18 protein-coding genes are annotated in these 18,840 nt (G+C 55.2%); 1 reads left to right on the forward strand and 17 read right to left on the reverse strand.

Features of this window, described 5'->3' with window-relative positions:
- Positions 1-16: 16 nt before the first annotated feature.
- The 5 genes from chbG to ACUTSW_RS14930 form a co-directional block, all read right to left on the reverse strand.
- Entirely contained in the window at positions 17-778 is a 762-nt protein-coding gene (chbG, locus tag ACUTSW_RS14910; RefSeq protein ID WP_445584772.1) for a chitin disaccharide deacetylase, read from the reverse strand.
- Between the two features lie 153 nt (positions 779-931).
- On the reverse strand, positions 932-1,795 hold the full coding sequence (gene chbR / locus ACUTSW_RS14915) for a transcriptional regulator ChbR (RefSeq protein ID WP_013811543.1): 864 nt from the start codon (positions 1,793-1,795) through the stop codon (positions 932-934).
- Positions 1,795-3,180, reverse strand: coding sequence for a glycoside hydrolase family 1 protein (locus ACUTSW_RS14920; protein ID WP_445584773.1), 1,386 nt, complete (start codon positions 3,178-3,180; stop codon positions 1,795-1,797). The genes chbR and ACUTSW_RS14920 overlap by 1 nt, the downstream gene beginning before the upstream one ends.
- A 48-nt stretch (positions 3,181-3,228) precedes the next feature.
- Positions 3,229-4,590 carry a PTS N,N'-diacetylchitobiose transporter subunit IIC gene (chbC, locus tag ACUTSW_RS14925; RefSeq protein WP_013811541.1) on the reverse strand — a complete coding sequence of 454 codons (1,362 nt, stop codon included), beginning with the start codon at positions 4,588-4,590 and terminating at the stop codon, positions 3,229-3,231.
- 11 nt (positions 4,591-4,601) lie between these two features.
- Positions 4,602-4,919, reverse strand: a complete 318-nt coding sequence (locus tag ACUTSW_RS14930; protein WP_006317708.1) for a PTS sugar transporter subunit IIB — start codon at positions 4,917-4,919, stop codon at positions 4,602-4,604.
- Between the two features lie 863 nt (positions 4,920-5,782).
- Between ACUTSW_RS14930 and mutS the strand changes: the two genes are divergently transcribed.
- Entirely contained in the window at positions 5,783-8,338 is a 2,556-nt protein-coding gene (mutS, locus tag ACUTSW_RS14935) for a DNA mismatch repair protein MutS (RefSeq protein ID WP_062869665.1), read from the forward strand.
- An 80-nt stretch (positions 8,339-8,418) separates the two neighbouring features.
- On the opposite strand, the gene rpoS is transcribed toward mutS, so the two are convergent.
- The 12 genes from rpoS to cysD form a co-directional block, all read right to left on the reverse strand.
- Positions 8,419-9,417 (reverse strand): RNA polymerase sigma factor RpoS, encoded by a 999-nt coding sequence (gene rpoS, locus ACUTSW_RS14940; protein WP_004950287.1) that lies wholly within the window; start codon positions 9,415-9,417, stop codon positions 8,419-8,421.
- 54 nt (positions 9,418-9,471) lie between these two features.
- Complete coding sequence (nlpD, locus tag ACUTSW_RS14945) at positions 9,472-10,458, reverse strand: murein hydrolase activator NlpD (RefSeq protein WP_062791335.1); 987 nt, start codon at positions 10,456-10,458, stop codon at positions 9,472-9,474.
- 325 nt (positions 10,459-10,783) lie between these two features.
- Positions 10,784-11,410 (reverse strand): protein-L-isoaspartate(D-aspartate) O-methyltransferase, encoded by a 627-nt coding sequence (locus ACUTSW_RS14950; RefSeq protein WP_006323650.1) that lies wholly within the window; start codon positions 11,408-11,410, stop codon positions 10,784-10,786.
- Positions 11,404-12,165: a 5'/3'-nucleotidase SurE gene (gene surE / locus ACUTSW_RS14955; RefSeq protein WP_006323649.1), complete on the reverse strand. Its 762-nt coding sequence runs from the start codon at positions 12,163-12,165 to the stop codon at positions 11,404-11,406. The genes ACUTSW_RS14950 and surE overlap by 7 nt, the downstream gene beginning before the upstream one ends.
- 250 nt (positions 12,166-12,415) lie before the next feature.
- On the reverse strand, positions 12,416-13,462 hold the full coding sequence (gene truD / locus ACUTSW_RS14960; RefSeq protein WP_445584774.1) for a tRNA pseudouridine(13) synthase TruD: 1,047 nt from the start codon (positions 13,460-13,462) through the stop codon (positions 12,416-12,418).
- Positions 13,463-13,465: 3 nt separating this feature from the next.
- Positions 13,466-13,939 (reverse strand): 2-C-methyl-D-erythritol 2,4-cyclodiphosphate synthase, encoded by a 474-nt coding sequence (gene ispF / locus ACUTSW_RS14965; RefSeq protein WP_445584775.1) that lies wholly within the window; start codon positions 13,937-13,939, stop codon positions 13,466-13,468.
- Positions 13,940-13,949: 10 nt separating this feature from the next.
- Positions 13,950-14,657 (reverse strand): 2-C-methyl-D-erythritol 4-phosphate cytidylyltransferase, encoded by a 708-nt coding sequence (ispD, locus tag ACUTSW_RS14970; RefSeq protein ID WP_062869663.1) that lies wholly within the window; start codon positions 14,655-14,657, stop codon positions 13,950-13,952.
- 3 nt (positions 14,658-14,660) lie between these two features.
- Complete coding sequence (gene ftsB, locus ACUTSW_RS14975; RefSeq protein ID WP_004950270.1) at positions 14,661-14,981, reverse strand: cell division protein FtsB; 321 nt, start codon at positions 14,979-14,981, stop codon at positions 14,661-14,663.
- A gap of 453 nt (positions 14,982-15,434) precedes the next feature.
- Positions 15,435-15,752, reverse strand: a complete 318-nt coding sequence (locus tag ACUTSW_RS14980) for a DUF3561 family protein (RefSeq protein WP_062869662.1) — start codon at positions 15,750-15,752, stop codon at positions 15,435-15,437.
- Between the two features lie 85 nt (positions 15,753-15,837).
- A complete protein-coding gene (gene cysC, locus ACUTSW_RS14985) occupies positions 15,838-16,467 on the reverse strand; it encodes an adenylyl-sulfate kinase (protein ID WP_004950265.1) in 630 nt (209 codons plus the stop codon).
- A gap of 1 nt (position 16,468) precedes the next feature.
- Positions 16,469-17,914 (reverse strand): sulfate adenylyltransferase subunit CysN, encoded by a 1,446-nt coding sequence (gene cysN, locus ACUTSW_RS14990; protein WP_062869661.1) that lies wholly within the window; start codon positions 17,912-17,914, stop codon positions 16,469-16,471.
- Positions 17,915-17,925: 11 nt separating this feature from the next.
- Positions 17,926-18,834, reverse strand: a complete 909-nt coding sequence (gene cysD, locus ACUTSW_RS14995; RefSeq protein ID WP_004950261.1) for a sulfate adenylyltransferase subunit CysD — start codon at positions 18,832-18,834, stop codon at positions 17,926-17,928.
- Positions 18,835-18,840: the final 6 nt, after the last annotated feature.

The raw sequence follows: 18,840 nt of genomic DNA on the forward strand, positions 1-18,840 counted from the left end.
AGCCGGTATCCGCGCATCACAGATCCAGGAAGGATCCCAGGCGGTAACCGCGCTCCGCAATCGCGTTTTTAATGCCTGGCGCGGTCAATACCTCCACCTCCGCAAGCCGCGGATAGCAGTATTTGCTCTCCAACAGAGTCTTATCCAGGAATGCCGGGTGGCACATCAACTCTACTGAGCCGACGCCACGTTCGTCGGCCCGGTCAAGCACCTGCAAAAACAGGGCTTCGGATATAGCCTCGCCATAAAAACCCGAATCAAACCACTCGGTGCTGCGATCACAACGCAACGGAATTCCTTGTCGATCCACTGCCTGGCGGTCAATACGCAGCGGAATGGATTTGGACTGAGCGAAGGCTTCCACCAACGGATAGATCTGCGGCAGCATGTGCGCATGATGGTGGCTGTCGATATGAGTCGGCGCTTTACCGAAAACGGCCGTAAACTTGTCGTACTGCCCTACCAGCTCATTGTAGATTTCGTCCAAATCCAACATTGCAGATTCGGCCCTTTCCCACAGCCACTTACCCAATTCCCCCCGCTCATTGACCAATGACGGCATGACGGTCAAGGGGCGCCCATGAGTCAACACAAAGTGCAGCCCCACCTGCAGCCCAGGAAAAATCCTGTTTAACTGCGCCGCGTGGTGTACATCCTCACCATTCACCATGGCGGTAGTTGAAGAGACCACCCCGTAGTGAAACGCCTCGATAATGCCGTAGTTCTGGCCCTTGCTCAGGCCAAAATCGTCGGCGTTCACTATCAGTAACTTTTCCATTTTGGCATCCATTTAACAAATTTTTGGCAAGGGGAAGCCGTCTGTCTGGTACGACAGGTCCCCTTCACGTCTACAAAGAAACTTATTTCATCAGGCTATGAGTGGCCTGAAAGGTATTCGGAATATCGGCGTTAATGCTTATCGGGAGCGGCCCTAAATAGGGCCGTAGAACTTTTTTCGGTAATTGCCCGGGGTGACTTCGGTGAGTCTTTTAAAGTTTTTAATAAACAGGCTCACGTCACCGTAGCCTGAATCGAAGGCAATATCCGACACGGAATAGTTCGTCACCTCAAGCTGCGTTTTGGCGAAATTGATGCGGATTTCATTAATCACCTGCATCGGCGTTTTATGGTAGTAACGCCGCATCGCCCGGGTCAGGTATTCCTGCGTTTTCCCCGACAGCTCAACCATATTCAGTAGCGCCTTTTCGCCAAACATCGCTTTATCATGCATGCCCGCCAGCGTGTTCTTCAGCCATTGGGGAATGTCATCGCCTTCGCCGCACTCTTCCTTGTAATGACGGATGCGGCTGACGATATAAAAAGTCAGCGTTTCCAGGAACTCGGCAAAATCATCTTCGCGAAACTGCGGTGAGCCGACCACCGACTCGATATAGGCCAAAAACTCGTTCTTGAGGCTATAGGCCTGCGAGGCGACAAAACAGCGCGGTAAAAGCTGCAGGTAATGCTCCTCAAAGAAGACCTTGCCGACCGCCACGTTGAAAATTTTCGCGGCGCCAAACTCGTAAAAGCTTTGGTGACGTGAGCCGATAGGGATAAAAACAAAGTCTCCCCGCTCCAACAGCACCCGCTTGCCGTTGATCTCCTGATAGCATTTACCGCTCAGGACAATGGTGAACTCATAGTAGTCATGCTGATGCAGCCCGGTCGCACTCTCCACCTTGTTATAGATAAACAGATGAAAGTCTTTGCAGTTAAAAAAATCCTGCTCCCGAATCAGCTTAACGTCGTTCGCATTCAGCGAAACCTGATTATCAGTCACCGCATACGCTCCCATTAGTCGAAACCGTTTTGTCTGGCCGTTTCGGCAAACCAGTAGCCGCTCTTTTTAAGCGTGCGCTGTTGGTTTTCCCTATCCAGCCTGACTAGTCCGTAGCGATTCTTATAGGCATTGAGCCAGGACCAACAGTCAATAAAGGTCCATAAGTGATACCCTTTGCACTGAGACCCCTCTGCCAGCGCCTGATGCAACCATTTGAGATGATCGCGTATAAAGTCGATGCGATAGTCATCCTCCACCCGGCCGGAAGCGCCGATAAAGGCTTCCTCCCCCTCTACGCCCATGCCATTTTCTGAAATATAGCAGGGAATATTGCCGTAGTTTTCTTTCAGGTCCATCAGAATGTCATACAGCCCTTTTTCGTAGATCTCCCAGCCCCGGTGCGGGTTAATCTTCCGGCCCGGCATCTCATAGTAGCTGAACAGATCTTCCGGCATCGTCACCCTATCGGTGGTCCGAAAACCTTCTTTCGCTTTAACCCTGCGAGGCTGGTAATAATTGACGCCCAGGATATCCACAACCCCGTCGGTAATCAGCTGTGCATCCTCAGGCTCGGTCTGTGGTTGCAGCCCGTTGGCTTTCAGCAAATCCACCAATTCTTGCGGATAACGCCCTTTTGTTACTGGATCGAGGAAGCTCTTGTTCAGCAACAGATCCGCATAGTTGGCTGCCAGGAGGTCTTCCTGACGGGTCGAGCGGGGATAGGTCGGACTCAGGTTCAAAATAATGCCTATCGTGCCCTCGTTACCCAGCGCCCTGAAATGACTCACCGCTTTGGCGTGCGCCAGAACGCTGTGGTAAGCCACCACGACGGCCCTTTTGAAATCGACCACGCACGGATAATGCAGATCGTTCAGATAGCCCGCCTCAACCGGCACAATCGGCTCATTGAACGTGAACCAGTGGGTGACTCTGTCGCCGAACAGGGTGAAGCAAGTTTTGGCGTAGCGAGCATAGGCTTCGACCACAGCCCGGCTTTCCCAGCCGCCTTTCTGCTGCATGCACAGCGGCATATCGAAGTGGTAGAGATTGATAAATGGCGTGATGCCCTGCGCTAACAGGCTATCAATCAGCGCATTGTAGAAGGCGACCGCTTTAGGGTTCACTTCGCCATCGCCCTCCGGGATCAGCCGGGACCAGGAGATGGACGTTCTGAAGGTGTTATGTCCAAGCGTTTTTAACAGCAGGATATCGTCGCGGAAATTGTCATAAAACGTGGACGCCTCGGAGGGACCCACCTGATGATGAAAACGTTCGGGAGCGGTCTCATGCCAGTAATCGAAGATGTTCCGGCTCTTGCCATCCTGCACAGAGGCCCCTTCCGACTGTGGCGCAGACGTGGCGCTTCCCCACCAGAAATCGTCAGCAAAGTGATATTTCATTCAAACGCCCCTAAAACCGGGGCAGCAGACGCTGCCCCATTCCGACAGTTAGAATTTCAGCGCCTTGGCGATATCTTCTTCGCTCTCGGTCGCCTGATCGATCTGGCTTTGCGCCTTGTTGGAAATCATTACGAACGGCAGGTAAATCAAGGTCGCAACGCCCAGGTTGAAGAAACTCAGCAACATGGCGACGATGCTGCCGTTGGTGTTGAAGAACGCTCCCAACCCGACCGGCATGGTCCAGGGCGCAATGTTGGTGATGGGCGGGATCATCCCGGTGTAATAGGCCACCGTGGTGATAATCGTCAATACCGGTTGAACCAGGATGAACGGAATAAACATCACCGGGTTCATAATCACCGGCAGACCAAACAGGATAGGTTCATTGATCTGGAAGATGCCCGACGGGGTAGCCAGCTTGGCAACCTGACGATAGTCTTCGCGGCGTGAGGCGATAAAGATGGCGATAATCAGCCCCAGCGTCGAGCCGGTCCCGCCAAGGTAAATGTAAGAGTCGACGAACGGCTTCGCCCACATGTGGAACTCTTTGCCCGCAGCAACCGCCGCCTCGACGGAACCGTACTTGTTGTAAAGCTCCACGTTCTCCAGCGCGAATGGCGTCATGATGCCGCTGTCCAACGCCGCCAGCGCCATCGAGCCATGTACCCCAAAGAACCACAGCAGCGAGGAGAACATCACATACACCCACCCCACCACGCTGCCCATTTTCGCCAGCGGAGCCGAGATGCTGTCCATAATGATTTGGTGGAAGTTGGTGCCCCACAGCGTCAGGCAGTAAGCCAGCACGCCCATAATCGACAGGATAATAAAGCCGGGGATCAACGCGGAGAAAGAGCGTGATACCGAAGAAGGTACACTGTCCGGCAGGCTGATCACCCAATTGCGGCGCACCACAAAGGCAAACATCTCCGCCACCACCAGGCCGATCACCATACCGGAAATGATGTTGGCGCCCCCCAGCCAGTTCGCCCCCACGGCGTAGGCTTCACCCACGCTGAACGGCGTTACGGTCATGAAGGCCGCAACGGCCAACAACGCGGCTGCCAGCGGATCAACCTTTCTTTCCTCAGCTAACGCCATACTGATAAAAAAGGGCGTCATCAGGGACATGATCCCCAGGGTGCCGTTATACACGCTGCCGCCGATGCTTTTCAGGCCATTCAGCGTTTCAATGGTGGATGCATCCAACCGCACTCCCAGGGAGAAGAAGAACGATCCCTCACCGAAGCTGAGAAACACGTTGTTGATCAGAACGAACATCGCCCCGGTCAGCGTCAGCGGCATTAACCGGATAAACCCGTTTTTGATGGCATTAACATGGGGTTGCTTACCAATTTTCACGGCAAAGGGCAGAATGACCTTTTCCAACGAGGCAATTAACGTATTCACGGCAACGCCCCTTATTGGTTAGCTTTTTTTATTGTGGCAACCGCCGCCTTCAGCACCCCAAGGCCATCGAGTTTGCCGTACAAAACGGAGTCGATCACTTCGACCGGCTTATGCGGCAACTGTTTCTGCACTTCGGCAAGCGTGTAGGCAATCTGTGGCCCCAGCAGGATCACATCTGCCTCAGCGCCTTTCTCCGCAGCCAGAGCTTCGGGATAAGCGGCAATGATCACCGGCACCTCGTACTTCTCCGCTTGCGCTTTCATTTTTGAAACCAGCAGAGAGGTGGACATACCGGCAGAACAGAACAGATAGATTTTTTTCTTTTCCATACCAAGCACCTTGAGATAATCAAAAAAGCCACATGTCATTTGTATGCCAGATGCAATGACGATTGCCCTACGCACTTTCCTTGTGAAGACTCCATGAATGTTGCCCTGGTTGCGAACAGTATACGGAGCCGCGGGCGCGGATAAGTAATTCACCGCTCTACATAACCGTCTCTCCTTGACCTGACAGCTTGACCCTCTTCACATTTCGGGCAAAAAAATTATGTGATCGGCTTAACAAATAAATACACATGACGAAATAAAAACGAAGAGAACCATTAAATATTATCTATAAACAATAAGTTGTAAATACACATGCTATATATATGCCTTATCGGCGGCTTTGTCTTATAGCCTTCAAGGTAACAGTATAAAATAGTTCATAGTTGATTATGTCGCGGTACAGGGAGCATCCGAAAATCTGTAGCGAACGGGCATACGCCAACGGAAAGGGAAAGTAAAACAGCGAAGGGAAAAATCATGGAACTTTGGTGCCGACCGGCAGATTGATCTGCAACTTCATCCTTTCATTGCAAGCCAACTTTGCGCAAAGCTTCCAATTTTTACCTGTGACAGCGGATTGCCCACTGGGCTAGTATAGCGGTGGAAAAAGGTCCTCTATTCGTAGCGCTTCAAGTAACACGCAAGCCTCATCATCTTGATGACCCGGGCGACAAAAATTTGCCAGCCTGTTTGCCTGTCATATAAGCTCCGTTTTAGACCAACTGATTGATTTACATGAGCTATCGTCTATTTTGCTCGCAACCCACAGATTTAGTGATTTTTTGTGAAACGGCGTGATACCTAATGATGACAATGAAGATCACAATTAACTTTAAATTCAATGGATTGGAAACGGTAACGTTATGACCAGCACCGATAAACTCGATTCACACACGCCGATGATGCAGCAGTACCTGCGCCTTAAAGCGCAGCATCCCGAAATTCTGCTGTTCTACCGCATGGGCGATTTCTATGAGTTGTTCTACGATGACGCCAAACGCGCTTCTCAACTGCTGGATATTTCGCTGACCAAACGCGGCGCTTCGGCGGGTGAGCCAATCCCAATGGCCGGCGTGCCGCACCACGCGATCGAAAACTACCTTGCCAAGCTGGTTCAGCTCGGCGAGTCCGTCGCCATTTGCGAACAAATCGGCGATCCGGCGACCAGCAAAGGCCCGGTCGAGCGCAAAGTCGTGCGTATCGTCACGCCCGGCACCATTACCGACGAGGCGCTGCTGCAGGAGCGCCAGGATAACCTGTTGGCGGCGATCTGGCAGGACGCAAGAGGCTTTGGCTACGCCACGCTGGACATCAGCTCCGGCCGTTTTCGCGTCGCCGAACCGGAAGACATTGAAACCATGGCGGCCGAGTTGCAGCGCACCAATCCTGCCGAGCTGCTTTATCCGGAAACCTTTGAACACATGGCGCTTATCGAGAAGCGCCACGGCCTGCGCCGTCGTCCATTGTGGGAGTTTGAACCCGAAACCGCACGACAGCAGCTTAACCTGCAATTTGGCACCCGCGATCTCACAGGTTTTGGCGTGGAACAGGCCCATCAGGCATTGCGCGCCGCCGGCTGTCTGTTGCAGTACGTCAAAGATACTCAGCGCACGGCATTGCCGCATATCCGCGGCATCACCATGGAGCGTCAGCAAGACGGCATCATCATGGATGCCGCAACGCGTCGTAATCTTGAACTGACCCAGAACCTGTCTGGCGGCAGCGACAATACGTTGGCGGCCATTCTCGATCGCTCCGTAACGGCGATGGGCAGCCGTATGCTCAAGCGTTGGCTGCATATGCCGACCCGCGACATCAAGGTACTGAACAACCGCCAGCAGGCGATTGGCGCACTGCAGGATCTGTATGCCGATCTGCAGCCTTCGCTGCGACAGGTGGGCGATCTGGAACGCATACTGGCGCGTCTGGCGTTGCGTACTGCCCGTCCGCGCGATTTGGCACGCATGCGCCATGCATTCCAGCAATTGCCGGATATTCACGCTCTGCTCCAGGGTGTGGAAACTCCGCATGTGCAACATCTGTTGTCGCAAGTCGGCCAGTTTAATGAACTGCAGGATCTGCTGGAACGAGCGGTGGTTGAAGCCCCGCCTGTGCTGGTGCGCGACGGCGGCGTCATCGCCCCCGGTTACAACAGCGAGCTGGATGAGTGGCGCGCATTGGCCGACGGCGCCAGCGACTATCTCGACCGGCTGGAGATCCGCGAACGCGAAAAGCTGGGGCTGGACACGCTGAAGGTGGGGTTCAACGGCGTGCACGGCTATTACATCCAGGTCAGCCGCGGACAAAGCCACCTGGTACCGATCCACTACGTGCGCCGCCAGACGCTGAAAAACGCCGAACGCTATATTATTCCTGAACTGAAAGAGTATGAAGACAAGGTCCTGACCTCCAAAGGCAAAGCGCTGGCGATCGAGAAAGGCCTGTATGACGAACTGTTCGATTTGCTGCTGCCGCACCTCGGGGAATTGCAGCAAAGCGCCGCTGCGCTGGCTGAACTGGACGTACTGGCTAACCTGACGGAGCGTGCGGAAACGCTGAACTATACCTGCCCGACCATGAGCGAGCAGCCGGGCGTGCGCATTACCGAAGGCCGACACCCGGTGGTGGAGCAGGTGCTGAGCGAGCCGTTTATCGCCAACCCGCTGTCACTGTCGCCTCAGCGTCGAATGCTGATCATTACCGGCCCCAACATGGGCGGTAAAAGCACCTATATGCGTCAAACGGCGCTGATCGTTCTGATGGCGCACATCGGCAGCTACGTGCCGGCAGCCAAAGCCGTTATCGGCCCGGTGGACCGTATCTTTACCCGCGTTGGCGCCGCGGACGATCTGGCCTCCGGCCGCTCTACCTTTATGGTGGAGATGACCGAGACGGCCAATATTCTGCATAACGCCACCGAGCACAGCCTGGTATTGATGGATGAAATCGGTCGCGGCACGTCGACCTACGACGGCCTCTCCCTGGCCTGGGCTTGCGCAGAAAACCTGGCCAGCCGCATTAAGGCCATGACGTTGTTCGCCACCCATTACTTCGAACTGACGACCCTGCCGGAGAAAATGGAAGGTGTGGTTAACGTTCACCTGGATGCACTGGAACATGGCGACACCATCGCCTTCATGCATAGCGTGCAGGACGGCGCGGCAAGTAAAAGCTATGGTCTGGCGGTTGCGGCGCTGGCCGGTGTGCCGCGCGAGGTGATCAAACGCGCACGCCAGAAGCTGCGTGAGCTGGAAGCCATCTCCAGCCATACCGCCTCCGGTACCGTTGACGCCACACAGATGACGCTGCTGAATGAAGAAACCTCGCCGGCGGTGGAAGCGCTCGAGGCGCTGGACCCGGACTCTCTGTCGCCGCGCCAGGCGCTGGAGTGGCTTTACCGCCTGAAGAAAATGGTGTAAATCCGCCAGCGCTACGGGCATAAAAAAACGGTGAGCATTATGCTCACCGTTTTTATTTTGATGCGATTCAACTGCCGACGTTATTCGCGGAACAGCGCCTCAATGCTCAGGCCCTGCAACTGCAGAATTTCACGCAGGCGACGCAAACCTTCAACCTGGATCTGACGAACGCGTTCGCGAGTCAGGCCAATTTCACGGCCCACATCTTCGAGCGTCGCCGCTTCGTAGCCCAACAGGCCGAAACGACGAGCCAGCACTTCACGCTGCTTGGCGTTCAGTTCGAACAGCCACTTAACGATGCTCTGTTTCATGTCATCGTCTTGCGTGGTGTCTTCCGGACCGTTGTCTTTCTCGTCAGCCAGAATGTCCAGCAGCGCTTTCTCTGAATCACCGCCCAACGGCGTATCGACGGAAGTGATACGTTCGTTCAGACGCAGCATACGGCTGACGTCATCGACCGGCTTGTCGAGTTGCTCGGCAATCTCTTCAGCGCTCGGTTCATGATCCAGTTTATGAGAAAGCTCGCGCGCCGTGCGCAGATAGACATTCAGTTCTTTAACGATATGGATAGGCAAACGAATGGTTCGGGTTTGGTTCATTATCGCCCGTTCAATCGTCTGACGGATCCACCAGGTTGCGTAAGTTGAGAAACGGAAACCGCGTTCCGGGTCAAACTTTTCCACTGCACGGATCAGACCGAGGTTGCCCTCTTCAATCAGATCCAGCAGCGCCAGGCCGCGATTACTGTAGCGACGGGCGATTTTCACCACCAGCCGCAGGTTGCTTTCGATCATTCGGCGGCGGGACGGCACGTCACCACGCAGTGCACGCCGCGCAAAATAAACCTCTTCCTCTGCGGTAAGCAGCGGAGAATAACCGATTTCACCCAGATAGAGCTGCGTCGCATCCAATACGCGTTGGGTAACGCCTTGAGACAGCAACTCTTCTTCCGCTAAATCACTCTCACTGGCCTCTTCTTCGACCAGTGCTTTTTCGTCGAATGACTCCGCTTCCGTTGCGTTCTCGTCGAAATCCGCATCATCCTGTAACTCGTTAACTTTCAGCGTATTTTGGTTCATATGCTGCTCCTACCCGTGATACCGCGAGCAGAATATCAGCGTATTCTGCCCAATCTATCGCTGCGGAAGAAAACGCAGCGGGTTTACGGATTTCCCCTTGTAACGAATTTCAAAATGCAAACGTACTGAACTGGTTCCGGTGCTACCCATGGTGGCTATTTTTTGACCCGCCTTCACTTCTTGTTGTTCCCGGACCAGCATTGTGTCGTTGTGAGCGTAGGCGCTCAGGTAATCATCATTGTGTTTGATGATGATCAGATTACCGTAACCCCGTAAAGCGTTGCCTGCGTACACTACGCGACCATCGGCGGTAGCGAAGATAGGCTGCCCACGGGAGCCGGCGATATCGACACCTTTATTCCCACCTTCTGATGAGGAAAAGTTATCAATAATCTTACCGTCAGTTGGCCATCTCCAGCTACTCACTGGCGAGCTGTTACTGACGGTGCTGCTCACTGGTGGAGCAACGACCGGTGCGGTAACAGGTGCTGCTGCGGTGGTTGCCGCTACTGCACCCGCTGCAGGTAACATTTTACCTACATTCTGTTTACCCGAATTATCAGAATACGCGTTAGTTGATGGAGAATCAACCGTTGCAGTTTGTATCTGCGTAGTGGAAGGCGGCTTCGGAACACCGCCGCGGGTTGCGTCTGTCGCCGCCAGCATGCCACCGTTTCCGTTCGCAGAACCATTACCAAGCTGAATGCTTTGACCCACATTCAAACTGTATGGCTCAGGAATATTATTACGTTGCGCCAGGTCACGGAAATCGTTCCCGGTGATCCACGCGATGTAAAATAGCGTATCGCCTCGTTTTACCGTGTAGGTATTACCGCTGTAGCTCCCTTTGGGGATTGAATTGTAACTGCGGTTGTAAACGATACGCCCTTCAGGGCTGGCGTTTGCTCCGGCGTTGCCGGATGCAGCGGCTCCGCCACCGCCCACACTACTGATAGGGGCTGATGTCGATGCATCATTCGTACAACCCGCCAACCACAAACTCACCATCGTACACACCGCAACCCGGCGTAAAGTAATCATTGGGCTTCCCGTGCTCATGCTTCCCCCATGACAGCAATATCAGCGATATATCCAAAATACCCTTTACATCGTAGCTGAGCTTTTACCACTCTCTCAGTTTCTGCGATGAAAGGTGCCCGCGGCCGATCCCTGAATGCCAGGAAATCTCCTGCCGGAGCCTCAAAACAGCGCGCCAATGCTAACCACATTAGCGATGCCGCACCATAAGACAACTACGCAGAAAGGCAATTGTATTGAAAATTAACTTTATTGAAACGTTAAAACCTTAACCAGGCGTGATGAAAGTGCAACAGATTTCGTTTTACGCCTAAAATTCAGACAATCCTTAGGCCAGCTCACCCTTCACCAGCGGCACAAAACGCACCGCTTCGACGGTATCGATGACAAAATCATTACCCTGACGTTGAATACGCTTGAGAGTTTGGGTCTGTTCGCCCACCGGCAACACCAGAATGCCGCCGTCGTCCAGTTGCTCCATCAGCGCCGGTGGGATCTCCGGCGGCGCTGCAGTAACGATAATGGCATCAAACGGGCCGCGCGATGCCCACCCCTGCCAGCCGTCGCCATGACGCGTGGACACGTTGTGAAGATCGAGCTGTTTCAAACGGCGCTTGGCCTGCCATTGCAGCCCTTTGATACGTTCGACGGAACAGACATGTTGCACCAGATGCGCCAGAATAGCGGTTTGATAGCCGGAGCCTGTACCGATCTCCAGGACTCTCGACGTTGGCGTCAGATTCAACAATTCGGTCATTCGCGCAACCATATAAGGTTGGGAAATGGTTTGGCCTGAGCCGATAGGCAGCGCAGTATTTTCATAGGCTTTGTGTTCAAGCGCTTCGTCAACAAAGCGTTCACGCGGTACCGCCTCTATCGCTTGCAGCAACCGTTCTTCCTGGATCCCCTGTTGACGCAGTTGCGTCAGCAATGTTTGCATACGCTTGTTCACCATTCCCCGCCAACCCCTGCTTTGGTTAACCACGTTTTTACCACGTCCTGGGCCGCATAGGCGGTTAAATCCACCTGCAATGGCGTTATCGCCACATACCCTTGCTCCACCGCGGCGAAATCCGTGTCTGGCCCGGCATCAAACTTATCACCCGGCGGCCCAATCCAATAGAGGTTTTGCCCACGCGGATCTTGCTGGCAGAACACTTTGTCGGCCGGGTGACGGCTGCCGCAGCGGGTCACGCGAATGCCTTTGATCTGGTCCAGCGGTAAATCCGGTACGTTAATATTCAGAATTTTTCCCGTTCGCAACGGTTCACGCTGTAAAGCGCGCAGCACGCGGCAGGTGATAGCAGCTGCAGTAGCGTAATGCTGATGGCCATTCAACGACACGGCCAACGCGGGCAAGCCCAAATGGCGCCCCTCCATGGCGGCCGCTACGGTGCCGGAATAAATAACGTCATCGCCAAGATTGGGGCCGGCGTTGATGCCGGAAACCACGATGTCCGGCGCAGGCTGCATCAGGGCATTCACGCCCAGATACACGCAGTCGGTCGGCGTTCCCTGCTGCACTGCAATGTCACCATTGGGCAACGTCAGGGTACGCAGCGGTGATTCCAGCGTCAGCGCATTCGAAGAGCCGCTGCGGTTACGATCGGGCGCCACAACCTGCACCTCAGCGAATTCCCGTAGCGCCGCCGCCAGCACCTGGATACCAGGGGCGGTAACACCGTCGTCATTACTCAGCAATATCCGCATAAGAGGTTGTCTTCTTTTATCTCTCTCACCCACGCAGCGTTTCACGCAGCCTGGCATTTAAATACTCGCAATAGCCGCCCAAAAGGCGGTACTTAACCAGCAGATATTATGTTTACTCCCCCCGGCGTGTCCAGTAACCAAGGGGAAAGACGAATTTTGACCGCCCAGCCACTGGCAGGTCAAAAGCCCCCCAGTTTCACGGTCACCCTTCGCCAGACGAAAAAAAACCTGCCTCTGCAGGTTTTCTTTATTACTCGCTAATGTCCGCGTCACTGCTCTCTTGCCGCATGATTTCGCGTACCACGCTGGTGGCAAAACTGCCGGCCGGCAGCCAAAAGCGCAATTCAACGGTGGCATCGTCCCACCAATTCCACTGCATCTTTTGCGGCTGCAGCAACAACGCGCGACGAGCCGGATCAACGCGTTCCCGCTTTAACAACGCCATCAGTTCCGGCTGTTCCGCCAAACATTGCTGTTCAACGTTCAGCGCTTCCCCGGCGGTGCCCGGTTCGCCGTCGCCCGGCAACGGTGCGGTAATCAACAGTTCACCGGCATCCAGCCGCTGCTGCAACTCAGCCAGTTCGTCCGGTTTGGCGACAAACCAACTGCCGCGGCCGGTAAGTTGCAGCGCATCCCCTTCCAGCACCGTGCGGTGCAGTTGATTGGCCAAGCGTCGGCTGGCGATCAGGTTAAACAGCGCGCTGCGGCTGGCGGAAAGGTAAAAACTGCGCTTGCTGCGTTCTTTAACCCGGATCTCATCATTCGCCCAGCGGCGCGCCATGACCAGGTTATTGCCACCGCGACCAAAACGCTGGCTGCCGAAATAGTTCGGCACGCCACCCGCCGCAATGGCCTGCAGGCGCTGTTCCACATCCTGACGATCGGAGATCTGACGCAGCACCAGAGTAAAAGCATTGCCTTTCAGCGTACCGATGCGCATTTTTCGCAGATGGCGGGCACTGGCCAGCACTTCGCAGCCCTCCAGCGAGAACTGACTGAAATCAGGCGTTTCTTTGCCCGGCAGATGCAGGCAGAACCATTGTTCGGTCACCGCATGGCGATCTTTCAGGCCGGCGTAGCTGACCGAACGGGCGTGAATGCCGGCGAAACGCGCCAGATAATCGGCGACAAACTGGGTGTTACATCCGTTCTTGCGGATGTTCACCAGCACATGTTCGCCTTCTCCGTCCGGCTCAAAGCCCAGATCTTCCACCACCACGAAATCTTCCGGGCTGGCTTTCAGCACGCCTGTACTTTGCGGCTGGCCGTGCAGCCAGGTCAAATTAGCCATATCCATGCGTTATTCCTTGATCAACAAGGCAACCGCTTCGCAGGCAATGCCCTCGCCACGCCCGGTAAAACCAAGCTGTTCGGTGGTTGTGGCTTTCACGTTAACGTCGTCCATATGGCACTTCAGGTCTTCCGCCAGGAAAATGCGCATCTGCGGAATATGCGGCGCCATTTTGGGCGCCTGGGCAATAATAGTGATATCCAGGTTCCCCAGACGATAACCTTTGGCGCGGATGCGTTTCCAGGCTTCACGCAGCAGCTCGCGGCTGTCGGCGCCTTTGAAGGCCGGATCGGTGTCCGGAAACAGCTTACCGATATCCCCAAGCGCCGCCGCCCCCAGCAGGGCATCCGTCGCCGCATGCAGGGCCACGTCACCGTCCGAATGGGCCAGCAAACCTTTTTCATAAGGGATGCGAACACCACCGATCACCAGCGGCCCTTCGCCACCAAATTTATGTACGTCAAAACCGTGACCGATACGCATGATGCGCTCCTTAATCGTCTAACTGGGTTAAATAGAACGCCGCCAGTGCCAAATCCTCCGGCCGCGTCACTTTAATATTGTCCGAGCGCCCGGCAATCAGCAGCGGGTGATAACCGCAATGCTCCAGCGCAGAGGCTTCATCGGTGACCGTCGCCCCGTCGTCCAGCGCGCGCTGCAAACAAAGCTTGAGCAATTGCAGCGGGAAGAGTTGCGGCGTAAGCGCATGCCACAGGTCCTGACGTTCAACGGTATGGGAGATAGCTGCGTGGCCGGGCTCCGCCCGCTTCATGGTGTCGCGCACCATTGCCGCCAGAATGCCGCCAACGTTGCTGTGTTCGGTGATCGCCAGCAGACGATCGAGATCTTCTGCATGCAAGCAGGGGCGTGCGGCGTCATGCACCAGCACCCAATCAGCCTCGCCCGCCAGTTGCAACCCGGCCATTACCGAATCGGCGCGCTGCCGGCCGCCAACGGTCACCCGTACTCGAGGATCCTGGGCAATAGGTAACTGGCAAAACTGCCGATCCTCAGGACCGATCGCCACAATCACCTGCGGAATGCGCGGATGACGCAGCAGCGCGTGGATCGCATGTTCGAGAATGGTTTGCTTACCGATGGTCAAATATTGTTTCGGGCAATCCGCCTGCATGCGGCTGCCGATACCGGCAGCGGGCAGGACGGCAATCACCGAGGGAAAGGTGCCTGCAGAGTGATTCATTCGTTACTTTTGTACGTTATTTTGCGAGGAGGACGCCGCGTTGCGTCTTGATTGATCAGGAACCAGACGATAGAAGGTTTCACCGGGCTTAATCATGCTCAGTTCATTGCGCGCACGCTCTTCGATCGCTTCCTGACCACCGTTCAAATCGTCGATTTCGGCAAACAACTGATCGTTACGCGCTTTCAATTTAGCATTGCTGCCCTGTTGGAGCGCAACATCCTCATTGACCCGCACGTAATCGTGAACACCATTTTTACCCAGCCACAGTGAATACTGTAACCATCCGAGCAATGCCAGCAATAGCAGCGTAAGTTTTCCCATCTCCGCCCCCTGAAAAACCGACCAATCATCCCACAACTTTTCGTTGGACTCCACACTGAGAGCGGCATTCACCGCCAAATTCAGAGTAAGGATGAGAATTTACTGAGTTTATAACCTAAATTCGCGCTGAAAGCGGTAAAAAAAGCCCATTTCATCTCAGAAAAAACCTATCGACCGCACGGTTTTTTCTCCTGTTATGCTTTTGGAGGTGATGCAGCAAGAAAAATGGGGTGGCAGTCTTACTCTGTTTGCACCGCTGGCAATGCCGGAAAACAGCATTTTAGCGCAGATGGGGCTAAATTCACCGTTCGGGGCGTGATTAAGAGGAAAGGTTGCCGCAGCAGATGTTCACCCACCCGCCCCAACCGCGCATTCAGGCGTGTTAAGCAAAGTTTTGTAACCTTCAGCACCGCTTTGCAATGCTTAGGGCACGCTGGTTTGGCGCCCGGCAGCTCACCAGCCGGTCAGGAAACTGAATACCAGCCAGAACAGGCACAGCACGATCACGCCGGTCAGCAGCAACGTCAGCAGCAGCCTATCGCGCAGCAACATGCTGAGCGTGATGCCAATCAGCACCGAAACCGGCATCAGAGCCAGGAAGAACGGCCAGGTGTAGAGCAGAAAGAACAGGGTGTTGGAACCGTAAACCAGAAACGGCACAGCGAACGCCAGCCAGTAGAAAATAAAGCCGCAGACGCCGCCCAGGAAAGAATACGAGGGTTCCTCTTTTTCAAGCGTAGAGTCGATCAAGACAGGCGAGACATTTTGCATAGTAATCCCTGGTTATTCGGCGCGCTCTGCGGCGAGCTTAGCGTAAAAAGCGTATGGCGCAAAAACGCCACACGCTTTTTTGAATTCAGGGTTTGATAATAGCCCGACCACGCAACACGTCTAACAATTGCGCAATCAAATTTGTTACCAATTGTTGGCCATCAAGGTGAATATCAGGCTGCTGCGGCGCCTCGTAAACCGAGTCGATCCCGGTGAAATTACGCAGCTCGCCGGCACGTGCTTTTTTGTACAATCCCTTAGGATCGCGCGCTTCGCAAATCGCCAACGGGGTATCGACAAACACCTCGATAAAACGATCGCTATCGAGCAGTTCACGCACCATTTGCCGTTCGGCGCGATGCGGTGAAATAAACGCGGTCAGCACCACCAACCCGGCATCCACCATCAGCTTTGCCACTTCGCCCACGCGGCGAATATTCTCACGCCGATCGTCATCGGAGAAACCCAGATCGCGGCACAAGCCGTGACGCACGTTATCGCCGTCCAGCAGATAGGTGCTGACGCCAAGCGCATGCAGAGCCTGTTCCAGCGCGCCGGCAACGGTAGATTTTCCCGAGCCGGAAAGCCCGGTAAACCACAGCACCACACCCTTATGGCCGTTGCGGGCTTCGCGATCCGCACGCGTTACCGCATGCGGATGCCAGACCACGTTGTCATCATCCGGCCCGGTGGGCCGTTGTTGATCCTCGGTCACGTTATTTGCCCCCAAGCAGGTCGCGCGCACCCCAATGCGGGAAGTGCTTGCGTACCAGGGCGTTCAGTTCCAGCTCGAACGCGCTATGGTCCCCCGCCAGCGCCTGCGCACCTTGCAAGGTTTCGCGGATCAAGCCGGCGCCGACCGTAACGTTGCTCAAACGATCGATAAAGATCAGCCCGCCGGTATCATGGTTGCGCTGATAGCTGTCCAGCACCAGCGGCTCGTCAAAGGTCAGTTCCACCAAACCGATGCCGTTCAACGGCAGGGTATCCGCCTGATGCTGCGCCAGCGAGTTGATTTCTACCTGGTGGCGAATGCCTTCCACGCGCGCTCGGGTCTTTTTGCCCGCGACTTTGATGTCATAGCTCTGGCCCGGCAGCAGCGGCTTCTCAGCCATCCACACCACGTCAACCAACGCGCTTTGCGCCGCCTGCAGGGTTTCCCCGGCATCGACCAGCAGATCGCCGCGGCTGATGTCCACTTCATCTTTCAGCACCAGCGTAATGGCTTCGCCCGGCACCGCCTCCTGCAAGTCGCCATCAAAGGTGACGATGCGCGCTACGGTGGATTCCACGCCGGAAGGCAGTACCTTCACACGTTGGCCCACACGCACCACACCGGCCGACAGCGTGCCCGCGTAGCCGCGGAAATCCAGATTCGGTCGGTTGACGTATTGCACCGGGAAGCGCAGCGGCTGCGCTTCACGCTCGCTGATCACATCCACGGTTTCCAATACCTGCAGCAGCGTAGGGCCGCTGTACCAAGGCATATGCACGCTTTCGGTCGCGACGTTGTCGCCGTCGAGTGCCGACAGCGGCACGAACTTGATGTCCAGATCGTTCGGCAACTGCTGCGCAAAGGTCAGATAGTCCTGCTTGAACTGCTCGAACACCGACTCTTTATAGTCCACCAGATCCATTTTGTTAACCGCCACCACCAGGTGACGAATCCCCAGCAGCGTAGCGATAAAGCTGTGTCTGCGGGTTTGATCCAACACCCCTTTGCGGGCGTCGATCAGCAGGATCGCCAGATCGCAGGTCGAAGCGCCGGTCGCCATATTGCGGGTGTACTGCTCATGTCCCGGGGTATCGGCGATGATAAATTTGCGTTTTTCGGTCGAGAAATAGCGATAAGCCACGTCGATGGTGATGCCTTGCTCGCGCTCGGCCTGCAGGCCGTCCACCAGCAGCGCCAGATCGAGTTTCTCGCCCTGAGTACCGATACGCTTGCTGTCACTGTGCAGCGTTGACAGCTGATCTTCGTAGATCTGGCGGGTATCGTGCAGCAAGCGGCCGATCAGGGTGCTTTTACCGTCATCGACGCTGCCGCAGGTCAGGAACCGTAACAGGCTTTTATGTTGCTGCGCGTGCAGATAGGCTTCTACTCCGCCCTGGTCAGCGATTTGCTGGGCAATTGCCTGGTTTTGCGAAACTATAGTCTTCATCCGGCGGCTCCTTAGAAATACCCTTGACGCTTCTTCAGCTCCATCGAGCCGGACTGATCGCGGTCGATCATCCGTCCCTGGCGCTCACTGGTGGTAGATACCAACATCTCTTCGATGATCTCCGGCAGCGTTTCCGCCTCCGATTCCACCGCGCCGGTCAGCGGCCAGCAGCCCAGGGTGCGGAAGCGCACCATACGCTGGCTGATCTCTTCGCCCGGCTGCAGATCGATACGATCGTCGTCCACCATCAGCAACATGCCGTCACGCTCTACAACCGGACGCGGTGCCGCCAAATACAGCGGCACGATGTCGATTTTTTCCAGGAAGATGTATTGCCAGATATCCAGCTCGGTCCAGTTCGACAGAGGGAACACGCGAATGCTCTCACCCTTGTTGATCTGGCCGTTGTAGTTGTGCCACAGCTCCGGGCGCTGGTTTTTCGGATCCCAGCGGTGGAAGCGGTCGCGGAAGGAATAGATGCGCTCTTTGGCGCGCGATTTCTCTTCGTCACGGCGCGCCCCACCAAAGGCGGCGTCGAAGCCGTACTTGTTAAGCGCCTGCTTCAGACCTTCGGTTTTCATGATATCGGTGTGCTTGGCGCTGCCGTGCACGAACGGGTTGATGCCCATCGCCACGCCTTCCGGGTTTTTGTGTATCAGCAGTTCAAAGCCGTATTCTTTCGCGGTGCGATCACGGAATTCGTACATTTCGCGGAATTTCCAGCCGGTATCCACATGCAGCAGCGGGAAAGGCAACGTGCCTGGGTAGAACGCCTTACGCGCCAGGTGCAGCATCACGGAAGAGTCTTTGCCGATGGAATAGAGCATCACCGGGTTGCCGAATTCAGCGGCGACTTCACGGATGATATGGATACTCTCCGCCTCCAATTGCCGCAAATGAGTGAGTCGTTTTTCGTCCATAACAGA

The sequence above is a fragment of the Serratia sp. TSA_198.1 genome, from assembly GCF_052686505.1.